At 70.6% G+C, this 18,360-nt stretch carries 12 protein-coding genes and 1 pseudogene; 6 read left to right on the top strand and 7 right to left on the bottom strand.

What is annotated here, in order from left to right; genetic code table 11:
• Positions 1–17 precede the first annotated feature (17 nt).
• From T328_RS12590 to T328_RS12560, 7 genes and pseudogenes are all read right to left on the bottom strand, one after another.
• A complete protein-coding gene (locus T328_RS12590; RefSeq protein WP_496496062.1) occupies positions 18–4,571 on the bottom strand; it encodes an RHS repeat-associated core domain-containing protein in 4,554 nt (1,517 codons plus the stop codon).
• A gap of 120 nt (positions 4,572–4,691) precedes the next feature.
• The gene (locus T328_RS12585) at positions 4,692–5,927 is read right to left on the bottom strand and encodes a tyrosine-type recombinase/integrase (protein ID WP_496496061.1); all 1,236 of its coding nucleotides are present in this window, start codon (positions 5,925–5,927) and stop codon (positions 4,692–4,694) included.
• A 39-nt stretch (positions 5,928–5,966) separates the two neighbouring features.
• Positions 5,967–6,332, bottom strand: a complete 366-nt coding sequence (locus T328_RS12580; RefSeq protein ID WP_496496060.1) for a helix-turn-helix domain-containing protein — start codon at positions 6,330–6,332, stop codon at positions 5,967–5,969.
• The gene (locus T328_RS12575; protein ID WP_496496098.1) at positions 6,329–6,589 is read right to left on the bottom strand and encodes a hypothetical protein; all 261 of its coding nucleotides are present in this window, start codon (positions 6,587–6,589) and stop codon (positions 6,329–6,331) included. Before T328_RS12575 ends, T328_RS12580 begins: the two co-directional genes overlap by 4 nt.
• 459 nt (positions 6,590–7,048) lie before the next feature.
• Positions 7,049–7,663, bottom strand: a pseudogene (locus tag T328_RS12570) (DNA cytosine methyltransferase); the annotation flags it as partial.
• Entirely contained in the window at positions 7,563–8,543 is a 981-nt protein-coding gene (locus tag T328_RS12565) for a TRM11 family SAM-dependent methyltransferase (RefSeq protein ID WP_496496059.1), read from the bottom strand. The pseudogene T328_RS12570 and the gene T328_RS12565, both read right to left, overlap by 101 nt.
• 19 nt (positions 8,544–8,562) lie before the next feature.
• Complete coding sequence (locus T328_RS12560) at positions 8,563–9,216, bottom strand: hypothetical protein (protein ID WP_496496058.1); 654 nt, start codon at positions 9,214–9,216, stop codon at positions 8,563–8,565.
• Positions 9,217–9,685: 469 nt separating this feature from the next.
• On the opposite strand from T328_RS12560, the gene T328_RS12555 reads away from it, so the two are divergent.
• The 6 genes from T328_RS12555 to T328_RS12530 all read left to right on the top strand — a co-directional run bounded on the left by T328_RS12555 (position 9,686) and on the right by T328_RS12530 (position 18,352).
• Complete coding sequence (locus tag T328_RS12555) at positions 9,686–10,471, top strand: hypothetical protein (RefSeq protein ID WP_496496057.1); 786 nt, start codon at positions 9,686–9,688, stop codon at positions 10,469–10,471.
• Between the two features lie 404 nt (positions 10,472–10,875).
• Positions 10,876–11,175 carry a pilin gene (locus tag T328_RS12550; RefSeq protein WP_496496056.1) on the top strand — a complete coding sequence of 100 codons (300 nt, stop codon included), beginning with the start codon at positions 10,876–10,878 and terminating at the stop codon, positions 11,173–11,175.
• Positions 11,172–13,148, top strand: a complete 1,977-nt coding sequence (locus T328_RS12545; protein ID WP_496496055.1) for a TrbL/VirB6 family protein — start codon at positions 11,172–11,174, stop codon at positions 13,146–13,148. The genes T328_RS12550 and T328_RS12545 overlap by 4 nt, the downstream gene beginning before the upstream one ends.
• A 7-nt stretch (positions 13,149–13,155) precedes the next feature.
• The gene (locus T328_RS12540; protein WP_496496054.1) at positions 13,156–14,106 is read left to right on the top strand and encodes a PrgI family protein; all 951 of its coding nucleotides are present in this window, start codon (positions 13,156–13,158) and stop codon (positions 14,104–14,106) included.
• On the top strand, positions 14,103–15,950 hold the full coding sequence (locus T328_RS12535) for a VirB4 family type IV secretion system protein (RefSeq protein ID WP_496496053.1): 1,848 nt from the start codon (positions 14,103–14,105) through the stop codon (positions 15,948–15,950). Before T328_RS12540 ends, T328_RS12535 begins: the two co-directional genes overlap by 4 nt.
• Complete coding sequence (locus tag T328_RS12530) at positions 15,950–18,352, top strand: DUF8128 domain-containing protein (protein ID WP_496496052.1); 2,403 nt, start codon at positions 15,950–15,952, stop codon at positions 18,350–18,352. The genes T328_RS12535 and T328_RS12530 overlap by 1 nt, the downstream gene beginning before the upstream one ends.
• Positions 18,353–18,360 lie beyond the last annotated feature (8 nt).

Here is an 18,360-nt window from a genome sequence, read left to right as displayed (position 1 = left end):
TCGTGCGACCTTGCCTTTCACCTGATGCGCGGCGTGAACCAGCTGCCCACCATATCGTCGACCTGGGTGGCGTGATCCAGCACCTGCTGGCGGGTGGGGTTGGGGTTCGCGTTGTAGAAGGTGTTCCAGGACTTGCGTATCTCGCTGAGGTGCACCGCGTTGTTGATGGCTCCCTTCGGGATCCCGCGCAGGTTCTCCAGGGAGTGGATCTCGTCCGCGGTGAAGAGGCCAGGGTACTTCTTCAGCGCCTGCTGCTCGATGGCGTGATGCACCACCACCTTCCCCTTCAGGTGGGGGAAGGCGTTGAAGAACGTCTTCTTGTAGCTGTGCGAGGCGGCGGTGCCGACCGAGGCGGGGCGGCGGACGGGGATGGTCGTTCCCAGGTCGGGCTGCTTGAGCCCGCAGCGGAACAGGCCGAGCGGGTCGCTCCAGGTGTGCGGGTTGTCGACGTAGGTGGCCGGGTTGGGCGCCGGGGAAAGGCCGAGTGGGTCGGGGCTGAGGTAGCGGGCCAGCTCGGGGTCGTAGTAGCGCTGGAAGTTGTAGTGGAGCCCGGTTTCCGGGTCGTAGTACTGGCCCGGGAAGCGCAGCGGGGTGTACGCGGTGCTGGTGGCGGACCACGCGGTGCCGCCCCACAGCGTGCGGCGGGGGTGCCAGGCGATCGCGCCTTGCTCGTCGATGAGTTCGGTGGGGGTGCCTACGAGGTCGGTGACGATGGCGAAGAAGCGGGAATCGATCACCTCCTGCGAGGTGTCATCCGTGATGCGCTCCGCCTGCGTGATCGGATGCTGCCCGTCGTATTCCCAGGTGAGCGTGACGGGGTGGGGCAGGTCCTGGCTGACGGAGGTCTGCTCGATGAGGGTGGTGTCATCCCAGACGAAGTGCGTCTCCTCGACGACGCGTCCGTCTTCGGCGGCCAGGCGCTGCTTGGCGATGCGGCGCCCGAGCGGGTCGTAGCGGTAGCGCCAGCGGGTGCGGTCCGGGGTCGTGACGGCGGCGAGGCGGTCCTCGCCGTCCCACTCGTAGCGCCACACGTCGGGCTTGCGTGACAGCCTCTTCTTGATGCGCGTGGTGATCCGCCCGGCGCCGTCGTACTCGTAGCGCGTGTCGCCGGCGGAGATGTGCGTGCCGGAGTAGTGACGCGGGCCCTGGGCCTCGCGGCCCGGATGTTGCTCGGGCCATGCGGCCGCGGTCTGGTTGCCGGCCGGGTCGTAGGCGTAGGTCTCCTGCCAGCCGGGGGCGCGGACTTCGGTGACGCGCTCGGCGGCGTCCAGGTGGAAGCTGGTGCGTCCGTGTGCCTGGTCGTCGACCGCGGTGAGCGCGCCGCCGGGCCGGTAGTGGTAGTCGCGTGTCCGCACGGTATGCCCGCGGGCGAGCACGTGCTGGCTGGTCAGCCGGCCGACCGGGTCCCAGGCGTGCTCCACGGCCAGCGCGCCGCCGAAGGCGCGGGACAGCACCTGACCGGCCGGATCGTATGTGAGGGCGAGGTCGGGACCTGTGCCGGGGGTCAGCGCGACCAGGTTGCCGGCCGGGTCGTAGGCATAGCGGGTGACCTCGCCGGAAGGGGTGCGGCGGCTGGTCCTGCGGCCGGCCGCGTCGTGGGTGTAGCTGGTGACGCGCCCGTCGGTCGCCTCCTTGACCACGCGGCCGCAGCCGTCGTATGCGCGGATGACCTCGCAGTCCGGGCCGGCGGCATACAGGAGTTCACCGGCCGGGCCGTGGGTGAAGGTGCTCGCCACGCCGTCGACGCGCTTCTCGGTCAGCCGGCCCATCGGGTCCCGGGAGAATTTGATGGTCTGGCCGAGGGCGTTCGTGCGCTGCACCATCGCTCCGGCCGCGTTGTAGCGGTAGGCGGTGCGTCGTCCGTCGAAGTCCGTCTCCTCGATCAGGCGCCCGGCCGGATCGTAGCGATAGGACCAGCTCTGACCGAGTGCGTTGGTCACCCTCGTCGGGCGCAGTTGGTCGTCGTAGTCGAAGGTGCACTCGGCGCCGTCCGGGGTGGTCTTGGCCACCGGCACGTCGAAGGGGCCGTAGGCGAAGCGCGTGATGCCGCCGGCGGGATCGGTGTGCTGGAGGCAGTTGCCCTCCGCGTCGTAGACCCAGGTCTCCGCCGCGCCGTCCGCGCTGACCCGGCGTAGAAGGTGGCCCTCGGTGGACCACCACATCCGAATCGTTGCGCCCCGGGCGTCGGTCAGGGCGCAGACCCGGCCGAACGCGTCGTAGTGGTAGCGGCTGGTGTTGCCCAGCGGGTCTGTCAGCGCCGTCAGCAGGCCGGCGGGATCGCAGCGGGCCTGCGTGGTGACGCCTTCCGGATCGGTGACGGCCGCGAGGCAGCCGTTCGAGTCGTAGGCATACCGTGTCGCCGCGCCCATCGGGTCGAACGTGGCCCGGCAGTTGCCGCGCTCGTCGTACTCCCACGCCCAGACCTGGCCCTCGGGCAGTTCCGTACGGATGGGCAGCCCGAGCTCGTCGTAGGCGAGATGAATCTCCACACCGTCGGGCTGGACGCCCCGCACCGGCTGGCCCGCGGCGTTGTTGTCGTAGCGGGTGGTGTGGCCCAGGGCGTCGGTCTTCGCCACGAGGTGGTGATCGGTGTCGTACTCGGTGCGGGTGGTGTGGCCGAGCGGGTCGATCTCGGCGATGATCTGACAGCTGTCGTTGACGACGAAGCGGGTGGCGGCGCCCTCGGCGGTGGTCAGGGTGGTGACGGTGCAGCCCGGCCAGTCCGGGTCGCTGCCGTCGTAGTCGATCGTCACGGCCAGGTGGCCGGCCTCGCCGCCCTCGGCGATGCACCGGTCGCGCTCGTCGTAGGTGAAGTCGTATTGGCGCTCGTTCCGGTCCGTCCAGGACGTGACGCGCAGCCGCTGGTCATAGGCGAGCCTGAAGGGCAGTCCCGAGGAGTTGACGTCCTCGACCAGGTTGCCGTCCGGGTCGTAGCCGAAGCGTTTGATCACCACGTCGGTGCCGTCGTCGGCGGCGCCGGCGAGGGCGAGGCTGGTGATGCGGTCGTCGTCGGCTGTCAGCTTCAGGTGGTAGCCGCCGGAGTGGCGGATGTCGGTGGGCATGCCGGCCTCGTCGTGGGTGAAGTCGACGGCGTGGCCGTTGCGGTCGGCGATCTGCTCGATCAGGGCCAGGCCGTCGGCGTCGGGCGGCGAGAAGCGGCGGGTGTGGCCGGTGACGGGGTCGGCGACCGTGTAGCAGCCGGTCACCAGCCGGGCCAGGGGCCACCGTGGCCCCTGGTCGGGCAGGACGGAGGCGTCAGGGCCCTGTGGGTGGGGGTACGACAGCAGCCGGCCGTCCTCGGTGACGAACACCACGCCCGCTTCGTCGACCTCGAGGCGCTGGTCGACGGTGGAGGCCCAGGTGGGGCCGAACCACCAGCCGCACCGGTAGGTCGAGCCCAGTCGGCGGGTGAACGCCAGCGGCAGCAGGCCAGGCAGCTCGACGTCCGTCTGGTCGAGGAACATCTGCCCGGTGGCCAGGTCGACGGGGTCCGTCAGCTTGGCGACGACGTTCTTGAACCGGTTGAGGGCGCCCTGCGCGGCGTCGTCGAGCATGCCGCGGCCGCGTTTGGCCAGGCCGAGCAGCCCGGCCTTCATGGCCTTCAGGCCCTTCATTGCCTTCAGCCCGCCCTTGAGGCCCTTGGTCAGGCCCTTCAGGGTGGTCAAGCCCTTCATGCCGGGGATGCAATCCAGCGCGGCGAACGCCACGTCCCACAGGGAGGCTTCGCCGTTCAGGTATTTGACGAGGGTGTCGGCGAGGACGACGAGGGCGGCGGCGAGGACGACCAGCGCGAGGGGGCCGCCGATGATGAGGACGACGATGCCGAGGACGGCGACGATGACCTTGCAGACGTTGACGATGGTGTCCCAGTTGTCCTTGACCCAGTCGACCGCCTTCTCCCACCACTTGCGGTTCTGAATACCCGCGTCGGACGCGTCGTCGAGTTTGTCCTTGGCGTCGGACGCGGCGTCCTCGCGCATCTTCTTCGCGTCTGCGGCCAACTTCTTCGCCGCTTCGAGGCCGGACTCGGCGTTGTCGACGGCCGTCTGGGCGCTGGACTGGGCGGACTTGGCGTCGGTGGCATTGCGGGTGGCGGCGCGGACTTCGGAGTCGTCGGGCTTGTCCTTGCCCTCCTTCTCGTCGTACTCCTCGGTCTTCGCGGTGGCACGCTCGACCCAGGAGGTGGCCGAGTCCAGCCGGCCGGTCGCGGACGACAGCTCGTTGCGGGCCTCGCGGCCCCTGGCTAACGCCCTGTCGGCCAAGGACTGGGCGCGCTCCAGCTTCGGCCAGTACGCGGCGAGCGCGTCGCCTGCCAGGTCGTACGAGCGCTGGAGTTTCTTCAGGTTCTTGGGGACTTCCTCGAACTCGTCCTGGAACGCCTTCGCGGTCTTCCCCGCCCACCGAAGGAGTGCGTCCTCGCCCGCCATGCCCTTTATCTGGCGTAACGCGTCGCCGACGTCGTCGGCGAAGTCGTGTAACTCCCGGGCGAGCTGCTTCACCCGGTCCGGATCACCCGGCACCGGATCCTCGTCCAGGTCCAGTACGTGCCAGTCCGTCGGACGATTCCCCAACGTTCCCCCACCCCCTGGACCCACGGAGCGCCCATCGGCGTTCGCTCAACGCTACTGACAAACAGGCGTGCGGTTAAGAAGGCCGGAGGATTGGGCTGGATACAGCGGGTCCATGGCCCCTCACGCTGGATCCCCAGGGCCAGCGGGGCCCCGCTCTACGCCCCTACGCTCGGCCGCGGGTGCGTCCGGTCGCAGGGCGTTGTGCATGATCGTTCGGCAGCGGTCCCAGGAGGCGGGGACGAGGTGGCCGTAGACGTCGACGGTGGTTTTGATCGATTTGTGGCCGAGCCAGCGGGACACCTCGTGGATCGGGATGCCGTGGGCCAGGGCTGTGGAGGCGAAGAAGTGCCGCAGGCCGTGGGGGGTGTACTTCGGGCTGCCGTCCGGCTTGACGATGGCCGCTTGTGTGAGTGCTTTGCGGAAGTGGTAGCCGTAGGTGACGGCGGTGGGCATGGTGCGTTTGCCGCGCTCGCGCGGGGCGAAGAGGGTCTCGACGCCGTCCGCGGTCCTGGTGCCCCATTGCCGTAGGTGGATCTCGATCTCGTCGGCGAGGAAGGCGGGGGTGGGGATGTCGCGGTACTCGTTCTCGGCGCGGTGCTTGAGCGGGATGAACCGGGTGACGCAGTCCTCGCGGTGGGCCTTGGCGCTGACCTGGCGGCGGATACGGAGGAGGCCGTCGCGGTGGCAGTCGGCAGAGAAGGCGAGGGTCTCGCTGATCCGCAGCCCGGCCCCGGCCTGGAGGTAGATGGTGAGCCGGTACTGGGGGGAGATCTGTTTGGCGATGAGGTCCACCTCGTAGAGGGTGGGGATCTCGTCCTGGTCGACCGCGTGGGATCCGGCGCGCGGGAGCTTGATGCCGTCGGTGGGGTCGTCGGAGCGTCGCTTCTCCTTGATCGCGGTTTTGAAGATGCTGGTGACCATCTTCATGCGGTCGCGGACGGTGGTCGGGGCGAGTTTCTTGCTGATGGCGGCTACGAAGGTCTCGATGTCCTTGGTCTGGATGCCGATGAGGGTCTTGTCGCCCAGGGCGGGGAGGAGGTGGATGCGCAGGAAGCTCTCGTAGTTGCGCCAGGTGCCGTCGGCGATGATCTGGCGGGCCAGCCAGTCGGGGGCGTACTCGCGCAGGGGGATGTCGCCGCGCTGGGGATCGAGGTAGAAGCCCTCGTACTTGTCACGTTCCAGTCGTGCGGCGAAGGCGTCGGCCTGGGTCTTCTTCTCGAAGCTGGGCTGGCGTTCGGCTCGCGAGCCCCCCTGCTCGCGGTAGCGGACGGTCCAGGGGTGTCCGCAGCGGTCTCGTGTACAGGGGTAGTTGCTGTTGCGTTTGTCGCTCTTGCAGCGCTGGTAGACGGTGGCCACCGGTCCTGCATCCTCCTCGCAGGCCGGCGCGGGCTCGCGTCAGCCGTAGTGCTTGTCGAGATAGCGGGTGACGTCGCGTGCGCGGAATCGCAGGAGGCGCCCGACCTTCTGAGGCGGGATGCCCCACAGCCGGTACTTGTTCCTGACGCTGGCCTGACTGACCCTGAGCCACGCCGCGACCTCCCCCACGGTCAGCAGCCGATCCGCACTGTCCGTGGCGGGACGTCCCCGCTCCGCGGAGCGGGGACGTCCGCCTCTTCCTTTCCGGGAGTTGACGGTGGGCGGGGTGGGGCTCGGCGGGGTGCCAGTTGCCGGACCGGGGGGCGACCATGGACGCTCCACCTCGGGCACCGCGTCAAGCCCGTGGTCCCGCACCCCGTCGTCCGGCGGCTGGACCGCGGTCATCGTTCGGTCTCCGCTCGCGGGCTGGCGCACTGAGCAGGAACATGTGCGGGGACACCGGCGGGGAGAAGGATCTCCAAGGCGCGGGCGGCTTGGTGTGGGACGACGCTGTTGCCGAGGAGACGGAGCTGGCTGCCGCAGGGCAGCCCCTCGCCGCCGGTGACCCAGCCTTGGGGAAGGCCCATCATCCACTCGACGAAGCCGGTGGACAGCCGGCCCGTGCCGGGCTGGGTGGGGCAGGGCGCGGCCCTTCCGGTCACGTGCTCCCATCGTCGGATGACGGCCAGGTAGGAGCCCCACCAGTGGGCGGGTGAGTGGCGGCCGTGTGTTGGTTCACGCTGACTTTGCATCTCGGAGGCGTGCCTGCGCGGTCCGTCTTGTCGGATGAGGCCGGGTGGGGCAGCGGATACGCGGGGGCGTCCTCCGCGGCAGCCCCGGCCGGCGAGCCGTGCGCAGTGCGTCTCGCCTCGGTGGAGGCACCGTCGTGCTTCTGGTTCGGTGAGTGGCTGATGTTGCCGCTGGCTGGTGGGGTGGGCAGGAGGTGTTCGATCTCGTCGGCCAGGGTGGGGCCATGGCCTTCGGCCTTGCGCTTGTCCGGGTGCTGGGAGCCGCCGTTGCTGCCCAGGTTCGCCGTCGGGGTCTTCAGTAGGGGTCCGGCATCGGCGGGCCTGGGGCCAAGCGGTGAGGACGACGCGTTCGCGGCGGTGCGGGGCGCCGACATCAGAGGCGCGTAGGCACGTCCAGTTCGTGTCGTACCCGAGGTCGGCCAGGTCTGCGAGTAGCACGCCCAGTGCCCGCATGTGGGGTTGATCGGGGCGGTCTCCCACACACCGCGGGCAGGGTTCCACGTGGCGAAGGGCGTGGGTTCCGGCTCGGGTGGAGAGCAGGCCGCGGACATTCTCGATCACCACCAGGCAGGGGTTGAGGGCTTCGATGGCACCGGCGGCGTGGCGCCAGAGGCCGGAGCGGGTGCCGGTGGCCAGCCCGGTGCGGGGGCCGGCGACGGAGAGGTCCTGGCAGGGGAACCCGACTGTGAGGACGCACAAGGGCTCGGCGCGTTGCCAGTCGGTGGCTCGGACGTCTTCCAGGTTGGGGATGTTGGGCCAGTGACGGGTCAGGACCTGGGCGGCGTGGGGGTCGCTCTCGGCGTGCCAGATGATGTGGCCTCCGAGTGCGGCCTGGACTGCGAGGTCCAGGCCGCCGACTCCGGAGAATAGGCTGCCGATCGGGAGATCAGTGGTCGCCACGGCGGCCCCTGTGGGTGCAGGTGCGGGATCGGACGGCTGCAGCGGAGGTCGCGGTGCCAGCGGTTCTGGTCGTGCAGGCCGGTGCATCCGGGCAGTGCTGCGTGGCTGCGGTCCGGCCAGGGTGTCGTCGGGGGCGAGTGAAGACGAGGACGTCTTCGTGCTGGATGACGGCGAGTGGGATGCGCTGGTGGCGCGCGTCTTGGACGTTCTTCATCTGGAAGAACGAGGGGCGGGTGATCAGGCGGCTGTCGCGGATGCCGGCGAGGAGGGCGACGCAGCGCTCGGTGGGGGTGAGTCCGGCGGCCTGGCCGGCGGCGAGGACGGCCGAGGGCAGGTCGATGAGTTCGCCGCGTTCGCGCCAGGGGCGGGTGGTGACGACGACGGTGCCGCCGGGGCGTAGGAGGTGTCGGCACTGGGTGAGGATCTGGGTGAAGGCTTCCAGGAGCCGGTCGGTGGAGACGTGGGCGAGGTTGGAGGGGTCGTGGCTGTAGCGGTAGTCCTTCTTGAGCACTCCTCGTTTGCCGGTCTCGCGGGTGGAGCGGACTTGCCCGTGCACCGAGTGCCCGTAGGGCGGTGAGGTGATGACGAGATCGACCTCGCCATGGTGCTCGGCGTGGATGAGCTGGGTGAGGCGGCGGGCGTCGCCGCAACGCACATCACCAGAGCCTCTGCCGCCTTTGTGGGTGGCGTAGGCGACGTTGCGGCGGGCGAGGTTGGCCCACTTGGATTCGTACTCGACGCCGAGGGCGTGCCTGCCGAGGTGGATCGCTTCGACGAGGGTGGTGCCGATGCCGCACATCGGATCCAGGACCCGGTCGCCGGGGCGGGTGTAGGTGGCGATCGCGTGGGCGGCGATGCACGGGAGCATCTTGGCGGGGTGGACGGCCGAGCCGGGCACGTAGCGGTTCTTGCGCTGCTGCGGGGCGGAGGTGGGTGCGGTGTTCCACACCGAGAGAGGGGAAGGCACGAGCGTCTCCTTGGCGGGTCTAGGCGTGGCGGATCGCGGACAGGGCGATCAGGTCGCAGTGCGCGACGCCGGGCGAGGTGTCGGCGGGGAGGGCGGGCGCCAGTCGGTCGCCGGCCGGGTGGCCGTAGGCGACCACGATGTGCTGGAGGTAGCGGAATCCGGCCGTGCGGGCGGATGCGATCAGGGTGCCGAGCGGGTCGGTGAGTCGGCCGGCTTCCCGACGCTGACGGGTGGCCAGCAGCAGAAGACCGTCCGTCGGCAGGAGCCGGTGGGCCCGGTGGAAGAAGCCGGGCCAGCCGTCTCCGGCTGCGCCGTGTACCTCGCTTCCACCGAGGGCCAGATCCGCGGTGGCAGCAGCGGGGAGGGCGTCGGGGTGCAGTTCGGCCAGGAGGATGGACAGGTCCGCGCTGTCCCCGTCGTCGGCCGGGGTGGTGAAGGGCGTGGTGGGGATCCGGGCGTCCATACCGGGTGCCGTGTCCCGGATCGCGATCTTGAGCAAGGACGCGGGCTGGTGGGCGGGGCGGTCGACGAAGTCGGTGCGGATCTTGTCGATGGCCCAGGCGGGCAGTACGGCGCCGGGGATCGGACGAGCCGGGTCGTCCGGGCCGGGAAGCCAGATGGTCGTCGGCAGCGGCCGAGAGATACGGGAGCGGGGAGCGGTGGGGTTCGGCATGCGATGAGCGGCGCCCGGGACGGAGGGGTCCGGCCGTACTCGTGCTGACGCGACTAATAGAGACTCGCCCGTTGATCTTTGCCACCGCGTTGCGGCTGTTCGATCTCCTCGACAGCGACTTTGCGTCCCGCCGACTGGCTCCCGGCTCTCCTTGTCGTGAACCGTATTTGTGCACTTCGTTGTGGGTGCGAGCCAGTCGTGTGCCACCTGCGAGCCACCCGCGAACCACTGGGGCGAACCAACCTGCGGGGAGACAGCGGAGTGTCGAGAATTTCTGTGTTCGATTCATTTTGCTCCGTCTGAGGCGTCACTCCAGACGATCGAGGGAGGACCAGGGCAGGGCTGTCGCACATGCCGGGCAACTCGGTCGGCGGTGACGCGGCACTGGCTTGCGGGTGGGCCGGTGGTGGCACGGGGCCCTGGGAGGTGTGGCGGCGGAAGTTGTCCACGTCGTCACAGGAGATGCGCCATGCACCACCACCAAGCTCACCGCCCCGCGCCCCGTCCGCACGACAGCCTTCGTTCCCCACTCGGGGACCTGGAGCAGGCATTCCTCGCCCTCGCCCGGGGAATCGAACCGCTCACCTTCCCCGCGCACCTGGTGTGCGACGACCCTGACCATGCGGCATGGACGGTCGACCGGGTCCGCACACACCTGGCCCACCCCTCCACCCGAGCCGAGCTGCGCGAGCAGACATGGCGTGAGGTGGTCCGGCGTGCCCGCGATCTGGGTGAACCGTGGGGCGTGGTCGCTGTGGCCATGACCGTTCCGGTGCTGCGCCGGATGCTCGCCCGGCTGACCCGCCCCGCCCACCTGGAGCGCGCTGAAGTCGAGCAGGAGGCCCTGGCCGCCGTCGCTGTAGCCCTTCGAACGGTGGATCTGCGCTCGGAGCGGCTGGACAGGGAGCTCTTCAACGCAGCCGACCGGGCCGTGCACCGCGTGGTGTACGCCGCGCATCGCCGCGCGAACCGCGAGGCCGGGCCGGCAGCAGCGCGCCTCGACCACCTGTGCGCCTCGCCGCAGGCGGATGCGGATGAGGCGGTGGACGAGTTCACGGTGCTCGCCCACGCCGTAAAGGCCCGGGTGGTCGACGTGGCCGAGGCACGGCTGATCGCCCGTACCCGCCTCGACGGCGAGCCCATGAGCCTCCTTGCGGCCGAGCGCGGAGTGAGTGTGCGTCAGCTCTATCGGCACCGCAGCGCAGCCGAGCAGCACTTGGCCGCGCATCTGCGGAACCGGCTGCATGAGGTGTAGGGCGTCCGAACGGGGGATCTCCGGCGACGGGATGTCAATTCACGCCACCGGCATCTCTATTCACGGTGAACAGCGGCCCGGTCCGGGAGCCGGACCAGGCCGCCTGTTCCGGTCCGGGGCGTCGGCCGACGTCCCGGACCGGAACGCCGCCTGGTGCGGGGTGAGCACGACCGTCTCGTGCTGACACCCGAGAACCCATCCCGCCGCATCCCGTAGGGAGGCCGGCCTCCGGGCCCAGGGTTCTGCTCACCCCGCTCCTGCTCCCCCCATGCCCCGGCCAGGGGCGCTCCCGCCTGTGTCCTGTCTTGCTGTGTGCCCGATGGAGGTGTACTGCCATGCTCGCGCGTCGTCGGCAGTCTCGGCCTGAGCCCTTCAGCCGCTGGTTTGTCCGCCCGGGGTTCATCGTGGCTGTCACCGTGGTGGCGCTGCTGGCCCAGCCGCCGCACGTGTGGGCGGTGGCGGACATCCCGACCGTCATCGACAACCTGCGGAACTGGATCGTCGGCATCCTCGCCGGCCTGGCCACCCTCTTCCTCACCTTCGGCGGGCTGCGTTACCTGATGGCCGGTGGTGATCCCGGTGAGGTCGAGGCCGCCAAGCGTGCGTTGAAGGCCGCGGGCATCGGTTACGGGCTGGCCATCCTCGCTCCGGTCATCGTGACGGTGCTCCAGGGCATCGTCGGGGTGGGCGGGGGCGGACAGTGACCGGCACCCGGTATCTGGGCCACTTCCTGCCTCTGCTGTTCCTGGCGGCCCTGGTGCTGGTTCCGCTCGTCCACTCAGATTCTGCGCAGGCCGTAGGTACAGCCGCGCTGGCTCCGGCCGCCCCCGATCCGCCCGATCCCGAACCGCAGCCTGCACCCGCACCCACTCTGGAACCCGAATCCGGGACGGGGCCGGATCCGACGCCCGGCCCGACCCCCACTCCGGGACGCCCGGATGCCGAGCCAGAGGCGCAGTCCTCGCCGGAGCCGACGCCGAGTCAGACGCCGCAGGCATGCGAGTTGGACGGAGATCCGAGCGACTGCAACAACGGAGGCAGCGCATTCGGCTTCCTCGACGTTCCCGGAATGATCGTGGACGCGATCACCTCGTTCCTGGGCATGCTGGTCGAGCAGATCATGAGGCCGGTCCGGGAATTTCTCGCCGACACTCTGCTGGCGACGCCTGATGTCACCAAGCACGCGGACATCAAGCGGCTGTGGACGGCGATGCTGGGCATCACGGCCGGGATCTACGTGCTGTTCGTGACCGCGGGCGGTATCACGGTCATGGGATACGAGACGGTCCAGACCCGCTACGCCCTGCAGCAGATCGTGCCGCGGCTGCTGCTGGGGATGGTCGCGGCAGCGACATCTCTGACGGTAATGGGCAAGGCGATCAGCCTGTCCAATGCCCTGGCCCACGCGATCATGGCCACCGACATGTCGGACGCCGGGAAGGGCATGGTCGAGCAAGTCCTGCCCTTCGCCCTGTTCGGCGCCGCGGGGTTGAAGCTGTATCTGTTGATCCTGGCGATCGTGATGATCGCGCTGGTCCTCGCGGTGTTGATCGGGTTCCTGGTCCGGGTCGCGGTGATGGCGCTGTTGGCAGTGGCCGCACCACTGATGCTGGCGTGTCATGCTCACCCGCTGACCGATCCGGTCGCTCGGCTGTGGTGGCGGGCCTTGGGCGGATGCCTGGTCATTCAGATCGCGCAGTCGATGACGTTCGTTCTGGCCCTGAAGCTGTTCTTCTCTCCCGGCGCCAAGACTCTGGGCATCCCGAAGTCTGATCAGCTAGGTACGACGCTCGCCGGAGTGGCCTTGTTCTGGGTGCTGTTCAAGATTCCCGGCTGGACTTTGCAGGTTGTCTTGCGTGGCTCTCCGGTCAGCAATCCGCACGCGCCGAGCGGAGTGCGGATGCTCAAGCACCTGGCGATGTACCGGCTCATGGACCACTACTTGCCCGGCGCGGGCCTGCTCCGCCGACGCAGCGCACCGCGTGGCCGTGGCGGGGGCGCCGCCGGGTTGGGCCTTGGCCGCGGCGGACCCAGCGGTGGCGGCGGCCGGCCGGGAGGGGGCAGGGGCGGGCCCGGTGGGGGTCGACCGCCGACCGGGCCCGGACGATGGGGTGCGCGAGGCCGGGGCCGGGCTCCGTCCGGCCGCGGCCGGGCGGCTTTCGCCCGTCCCGGTGCCCGGCCAGGCGCAGCAAATCAGCCAGCCTCCAGCGCCCTAGCCGGGCAGCAAGGAGGGCATCGCACTGGCGCCGCCAACGCGCATCAAGCGCCCACTGCAGCGATTGCTCCTGGCGCCGCCGGCCGACAGGGCCGCGCTCCCCGACGCCGCAGACCAGGGGCGGCTCCCGCCCCCCGTACGCCGAGAGGCCCCCGCGCCGTGATCCACCCTGCCCAGGCCCGCCGGACACGGCAACTGGCCCTGCCCGTCACCGCTCCGCGCAGCCCCACCCGGCCAGGGAGGTTCACTCAGCTATGGCTGCCGATCCGCGCCGAGCGCGTCCCCGCCACACCCCCAGCAGTCCGCACCGCGCCAGCGCCCGGCTCGCCGCCACCGATGACCCGAGCCGCCCCGGTAGCCCGGACGCGCCAACTGGTCCTGCCCGTACCCGCCCGCCGCGTCCGTGTGCGCCCGCCACACCCTATGCAGTTGCGGCTGCCCCTCGAACCACCCCGGAGGTAAGTCCCGCATGAACCCACCCGACGAGCCAACGGATGCCTCGTACTCCACCCGTATTCCGGCCGACATCTCACGCCCGGACCGCGTCTTCGGGCCCTTCACCGCTCGGCAGACCGCCGCCCTCGCTCTTGCCGGAATCGTGCTGTACGGCGGCTGGTGGGCCACGCGCCCCTTCATGGCACCGCTCACCTACGTGGTCCTGGTCATCCCGATCGCCGGGGCCCTCGCCGCCCTCGCGGTCGGCCGACGGGAAGGAATCGGCATGGACCGCTTCCTGCTCGCCGCGCTCGCCCATGCCCGCGCCCGGGGGCGCCGTGTTCAGGCCGCCGAAAGCGTGCCGCCGCTGCCGACCGCCATCCCCGACCGGTGGGCCCGTGCCGCAGGTCCGCCTCCGACCGCGATGCGCATGCCGTATGACGGCATCGCCCCCAACGGAGTGCTCGACCTGGGCGGTGAGGGGAGGGCGGCCCTGGCGACGTGCTCCACCGTCAACTTCGAGCTCCGCTCGGGCGCCGAGCAGCAGGGCCTGACCGCTGCGTTCGCCCGCTGGCTCAACTCCCTGACCGGCCCCACCCAACTGCTTGTGCGCTGCCACCGCATCGACCTCGCCCCGCTCGCCGCTGACCTCCAGCACCAGGCCGCCGCGCTGCCGCACCCCGAGCTGGAACGGGCCGCCCGCGCCCACGCCGACTTCCTCGCCGACCTCGCCGCGGGCGGCAACCTGCTCGGACGGCAGATCGTGCTGATCTCCCGGGAAGAAGAGGCCCAGCCCGGCAGGCGGCACCACGCCGGCGAGGGGCGGGTGCTGCAGCGCGTGGCCGAGGCGGCCCGCGCTCTCACCGCCGCCGAGGTCACTGTCACCCCGCTGGACAGCGAGCAGAGCGCCGAGCTGGTCAGCGCGGCCTGCAACCCCGACACCCCCACCGCGATCGAGGACGGACCGGAAGGTGAGCACGCATGACCTGGATCCGCTTCAACCGCCGCCACGCACAGAGCGACACCTCGGTCGTCGACGCCGCCGACCTGCTGGACGTCCATGGCCCCGAGGCCATCGAGGTGCATGCCCGCACCCTCGCCATCGGTGAGCACCTGGCCACCACACTTGTGGTCAGCGGCTACCCGGCCGAAGTCACCTCCGGCTGGCTGGCCCCGCTGCTGAACTTCCCCGGCCACCTCGACATCGCCCTGCACATCGAGCCGGTCCCCAACCCCGTGGCGGCGGCCGGGCTGAAGAAGCAGCGGGCCCGGCTGGAGTCCGGCCGCCGCACCGGCTTCGACAAAGGGCACCTGGACGATCCGGAGGTAGAAGCCGCCGCCACGGACGCCGCCGACCTCGCCTACCGCATCGCCCGCGGCGAGGGAAAACTCTTCCACGTCGCCCTGTACCTGACCGTGCACGCCCCGGACGAGGAAAGCCTCGCCGAGCAGGCCGCCGCCGTCCGGGCGATCGCCGAGTCGCTGCTGATGACGGTAGCCCCGACGACCTACCGGGCCCTGCCAGGCTGGCTAGCAACCCTCCCGCTCGGTATCGACACCCTCAAGATCCGCCGCACCTTCGACACCGCCGCGCTCGCCGCGTGCTTCCCCTTCACCAGTCCCGACCTACCGATCACCGCAGGCGAAGACGGTACGGCGTCCGGAGTCCTGTACGGGTTGAACGCCGTCTCCGCAGCCCCGGTGATGTGGGACCGCTTCGCGCAGGACAACTACAACTCCATCACCCTGGCCCGCTCAGGAGCCGGCAAGTCGTACCTGACCAAACTGGAGCTGCTCCGCCTGCTGTTCACCGGCGTCACTGCGTCGGTGATCGACCCGGAAGACGAGTACGTCCGCCTCGCCGAAACCGTCGGCGGGAACATCCTCGCGCTCGGCGCTGACGGCGTACGCCTCAACCCCTTCGACCTCCCGGCCGCGGCGGACGGCGGCGAGGACGTCCTGACCAGGCGCGTGCTGTTCCTGCACACCTTCCTCGCCGTTCTGCTGGGCAGCGACCTGACCGCCGCTCAGAAAGCGGTACTGGACCGGGCCATCCTCGCCACCTACGCACATGCAGGGATCACCTCAGACCCACGCACCTGGCAACGCACCCCGCCCACCCTCGCCGACCTCGCCACGGTCCTGGCCGACGACAACGGCGAGACGGCAGCCGATCTCGCCAACCGGCTCGTTCCCTTCACCACCGGCTCGCACGCGCGGCTGTTCAACGGCACGAGCACCGTCTCCACCACCGGTCATCTCGTCGTGTTCGCCCTGCGCCAGCTCCCCGAAGAGGTCAAGGCACCAGCCATGCTGCTCGCGCTGGACACGATCTGGCGACAGGTCACCAACCGCGCACAGCCCGGCCGTCACCTGGTCGTGGTGGACGAGGCGTGGCTGCTGATGCGCGACGGTGCCGGGGCGCGCTTCCTGTTCCGCTTGGCCAAGGCGGCACGGAAGTACTGGACCGGTCTTGCGATGGTCACCCAAGACGCCGACGACGTCCTCGCCTCCCCCCTCGGGCGGGCCATCGTCTCCAACGCAGCCACCCAGATCCTGCTCCGCCAGGCACCTCAGGCCATCGACGTGATCAGTGAGAACTTCCACCTCTGCCACGGCGAGCGGGAGTTCCTGCTCTCCGCGACCCGCGGCGAGGCCCTGCTGCTGACCGGCGACCGCCGCCACAAGGTCGCCTTCATCAGTGTCGCCGCTCCCGGCGAACACGGGGTGATCACCACAGACCCGAGCGAACTCACCACCGATCAACCGGGAGGCGAAGAACCCGACAGCGATGGCCTCATCGGCTCCGACGCGGCAGAGGACTTCTGATGGCGCACCCGGCGTACGCCGCATCCCAGCCCAGCGGGCCACTCGTGGACTTCCTCACCAACCCGGGCGGCCTCTGGGCCACGATCAGTGCCCAGGGCACCGGTTGGCTCGCCACGCACGCACCCGTCCTCGCCCCGTGCAGCGCTGTCGCCGTGGCCAGCGGCTATGCGCTCAAGACCCGTCTGCGGCGGTGGCGCGAGCAGCAATTCGCCCAGGGCGCGCGCTGCGTGGAAATCCTCTCACCACCCACCGTCGCGCCCCGGGGCGGTGAAGTCCTGTGGGCCCAGCTCGCCGGCCTCCTGCGCCCCTGGTGGCGCCGGATCACCACCGGCCAGCCGCACCTCGCCTTCGAGTACACCTGGTCATACACCGGGCTGTCCATCCGCCTGTGGCTGCCCGGCACCGTACCGCTGGGCCTGGTACGCGGCGCCGTCGAGGCCGCCTGGCCCGGCGCCCACACCCGCGTCACCGAACCCGCCGCACTCCTCACCCCAGGCCATGCCGTATCCGCTGGACGGCTACGTCCAGATCGCCACGATGTCCTGCCGCTGCGCACTGACCACTCCACCGACCCGCTCCGCGCGTTGCTCCAGGCCGCGAGCGGCATGGGCGAGGACGAGTCCGCGTGCGTGCAGATCCTGGCCCGCCCCGCCACCGGCAGCGCACTGCGCCGGGCCCGCCGCCACGCCCGCAGCCTCAAAGCCGGACGAACTCCCGCCCGGCTCCCCGCCCTGACCGCGCTGCTCTTCCACCGCGCCCAGCCCGCCGCCACCGGCAAACAGGACCCCGAACACGGCGCCGCCGTACGGCAGTCGGCCACCAAGCTCTCCGGCCCGCAGTGGCAGTGCGCCCTCACCTACGCCGCCACCTGCTCCGCCGGCACGGAACGGTCCGACGAGGTGGCGCGCGGCCGGGCCCACGCCCTCGCCTCCGCCTTCGGCCTCTACGCCGACCGCAACTACCTCGCCCGCGCCCGGCTGCGCCGCCCCGAACCGCACCTGAGCGCCCGCAGCTTCCCGCGCTCGCGCCCCGCGCTGCTGTCGGTCCCCGAACTCGCCGCCATCGCCCACCTGCCCGTCGACCCTGACGCCCCCGGCGTCCGACGGGCCGGCGCCCGCTCGGTCCTGCCGCCCCCGCAGGTCCCCCAGCCCTCCCCCGGCATCGGCGTCAAACCCCTCGGCCGCTCCGACACCGGCGCGCGCCGCGATGTCGGCCTCGCGGTCACCGACGTCCGCCACCACCTCCACGTCATGGGCGCGACCGGATCCGGCAAGTCCACCCTCATCGCGAACCTCGCCCTGGACGACGTACGCCACCACCGGGGCGTCATCGTCATCGACCCCAAAGGCGACCTCGTCACCGACCTCCTCGACCGGCTCCCCGACACCTGCGCCGACCGCCTGGTCCTCATCGACCCCGACGACCCGCACACCCCGCCCTGCCTGAACGTCCTCGACGGCACGGACATCGACGTCGTCGTCGACAACATCACCGGCATCTTCCGCCGGATCTTCAGCGCCTTCTGGGGCCCGCGTACCGACGACGTGATGCGGGCCGCCTGCCTGACCCTCCTCAAACACCGCGAACGCACCCGCCAACTGGTCACCCTCGCCGACGTCCCCAGGCTGCTCGGCGAATCCGCCTACCGGCTGCGCATCATCCCCGCGCTCAAGGACCCGGTGCTGCGCGGCTTCTGGGCCTGGTACGAATCCATGTCCGAACCCTCCCGCGCCGCCGTCATCGGCCCGGTCATGAACAAGCTGCGCGCCTTCCTGCTACGCGACTTCGCCCGCCGCACCATCTCCGCCGGCCCCTCCACCTTCGACCTCGGCCACGTCCTCGACGGCGGCATCCTCCTCGCCCGCCTCCCCAAAGGAGCCCTCGGCGAGGAGACCGCCCGCCTGCTGGGCTCGTTCATCGTCGCCGGCACCTGGCAGGCCGCAGCAGCCCGCGCCCGCGTCCCCGAGCACACCCGCATCGACGCCACCCTGAGCATCGACGAGGCACACAACTTCCTCACCCTTCCGTACCCGCTCGAAGACATGCTCGCCGAGGCCCGCGGCTACCGCCTGTCCATGCTCCTCGCCCACCAACACCTCGCACAGCTGCCGCGCGACCTGCGCGAAGGCATCTCCGCCAACGCCCGCAACAAGGTCTTCTTCAACGCCTCCCCGGAAGACGCCAACGCCCTGGAACGGCACACGCTGCCCACCCTGGCCGCGCACGACCTCGCCCACCTCGGCCCCTACCAGGCCGCCGCCCACCTGCTCACCGGCGGCGCGGAATCCGCCGCCTTCACCCTCACCACCCGGCCCCTACCGCCCGCAGTACCCGGCCGGGCCAAGGACCTACGAGCCGCCGCCGGCGGCCACACCGGACCCCGCCCGGCCACCCGCCCCTGACACACACC

The sequence above is a fragment of the Streptomyces sp. CNX435 genome (assembly GCF_059570575.1).
This window is presented reverse-complemented; position numbering and strand designations above follow the sequence as displayed.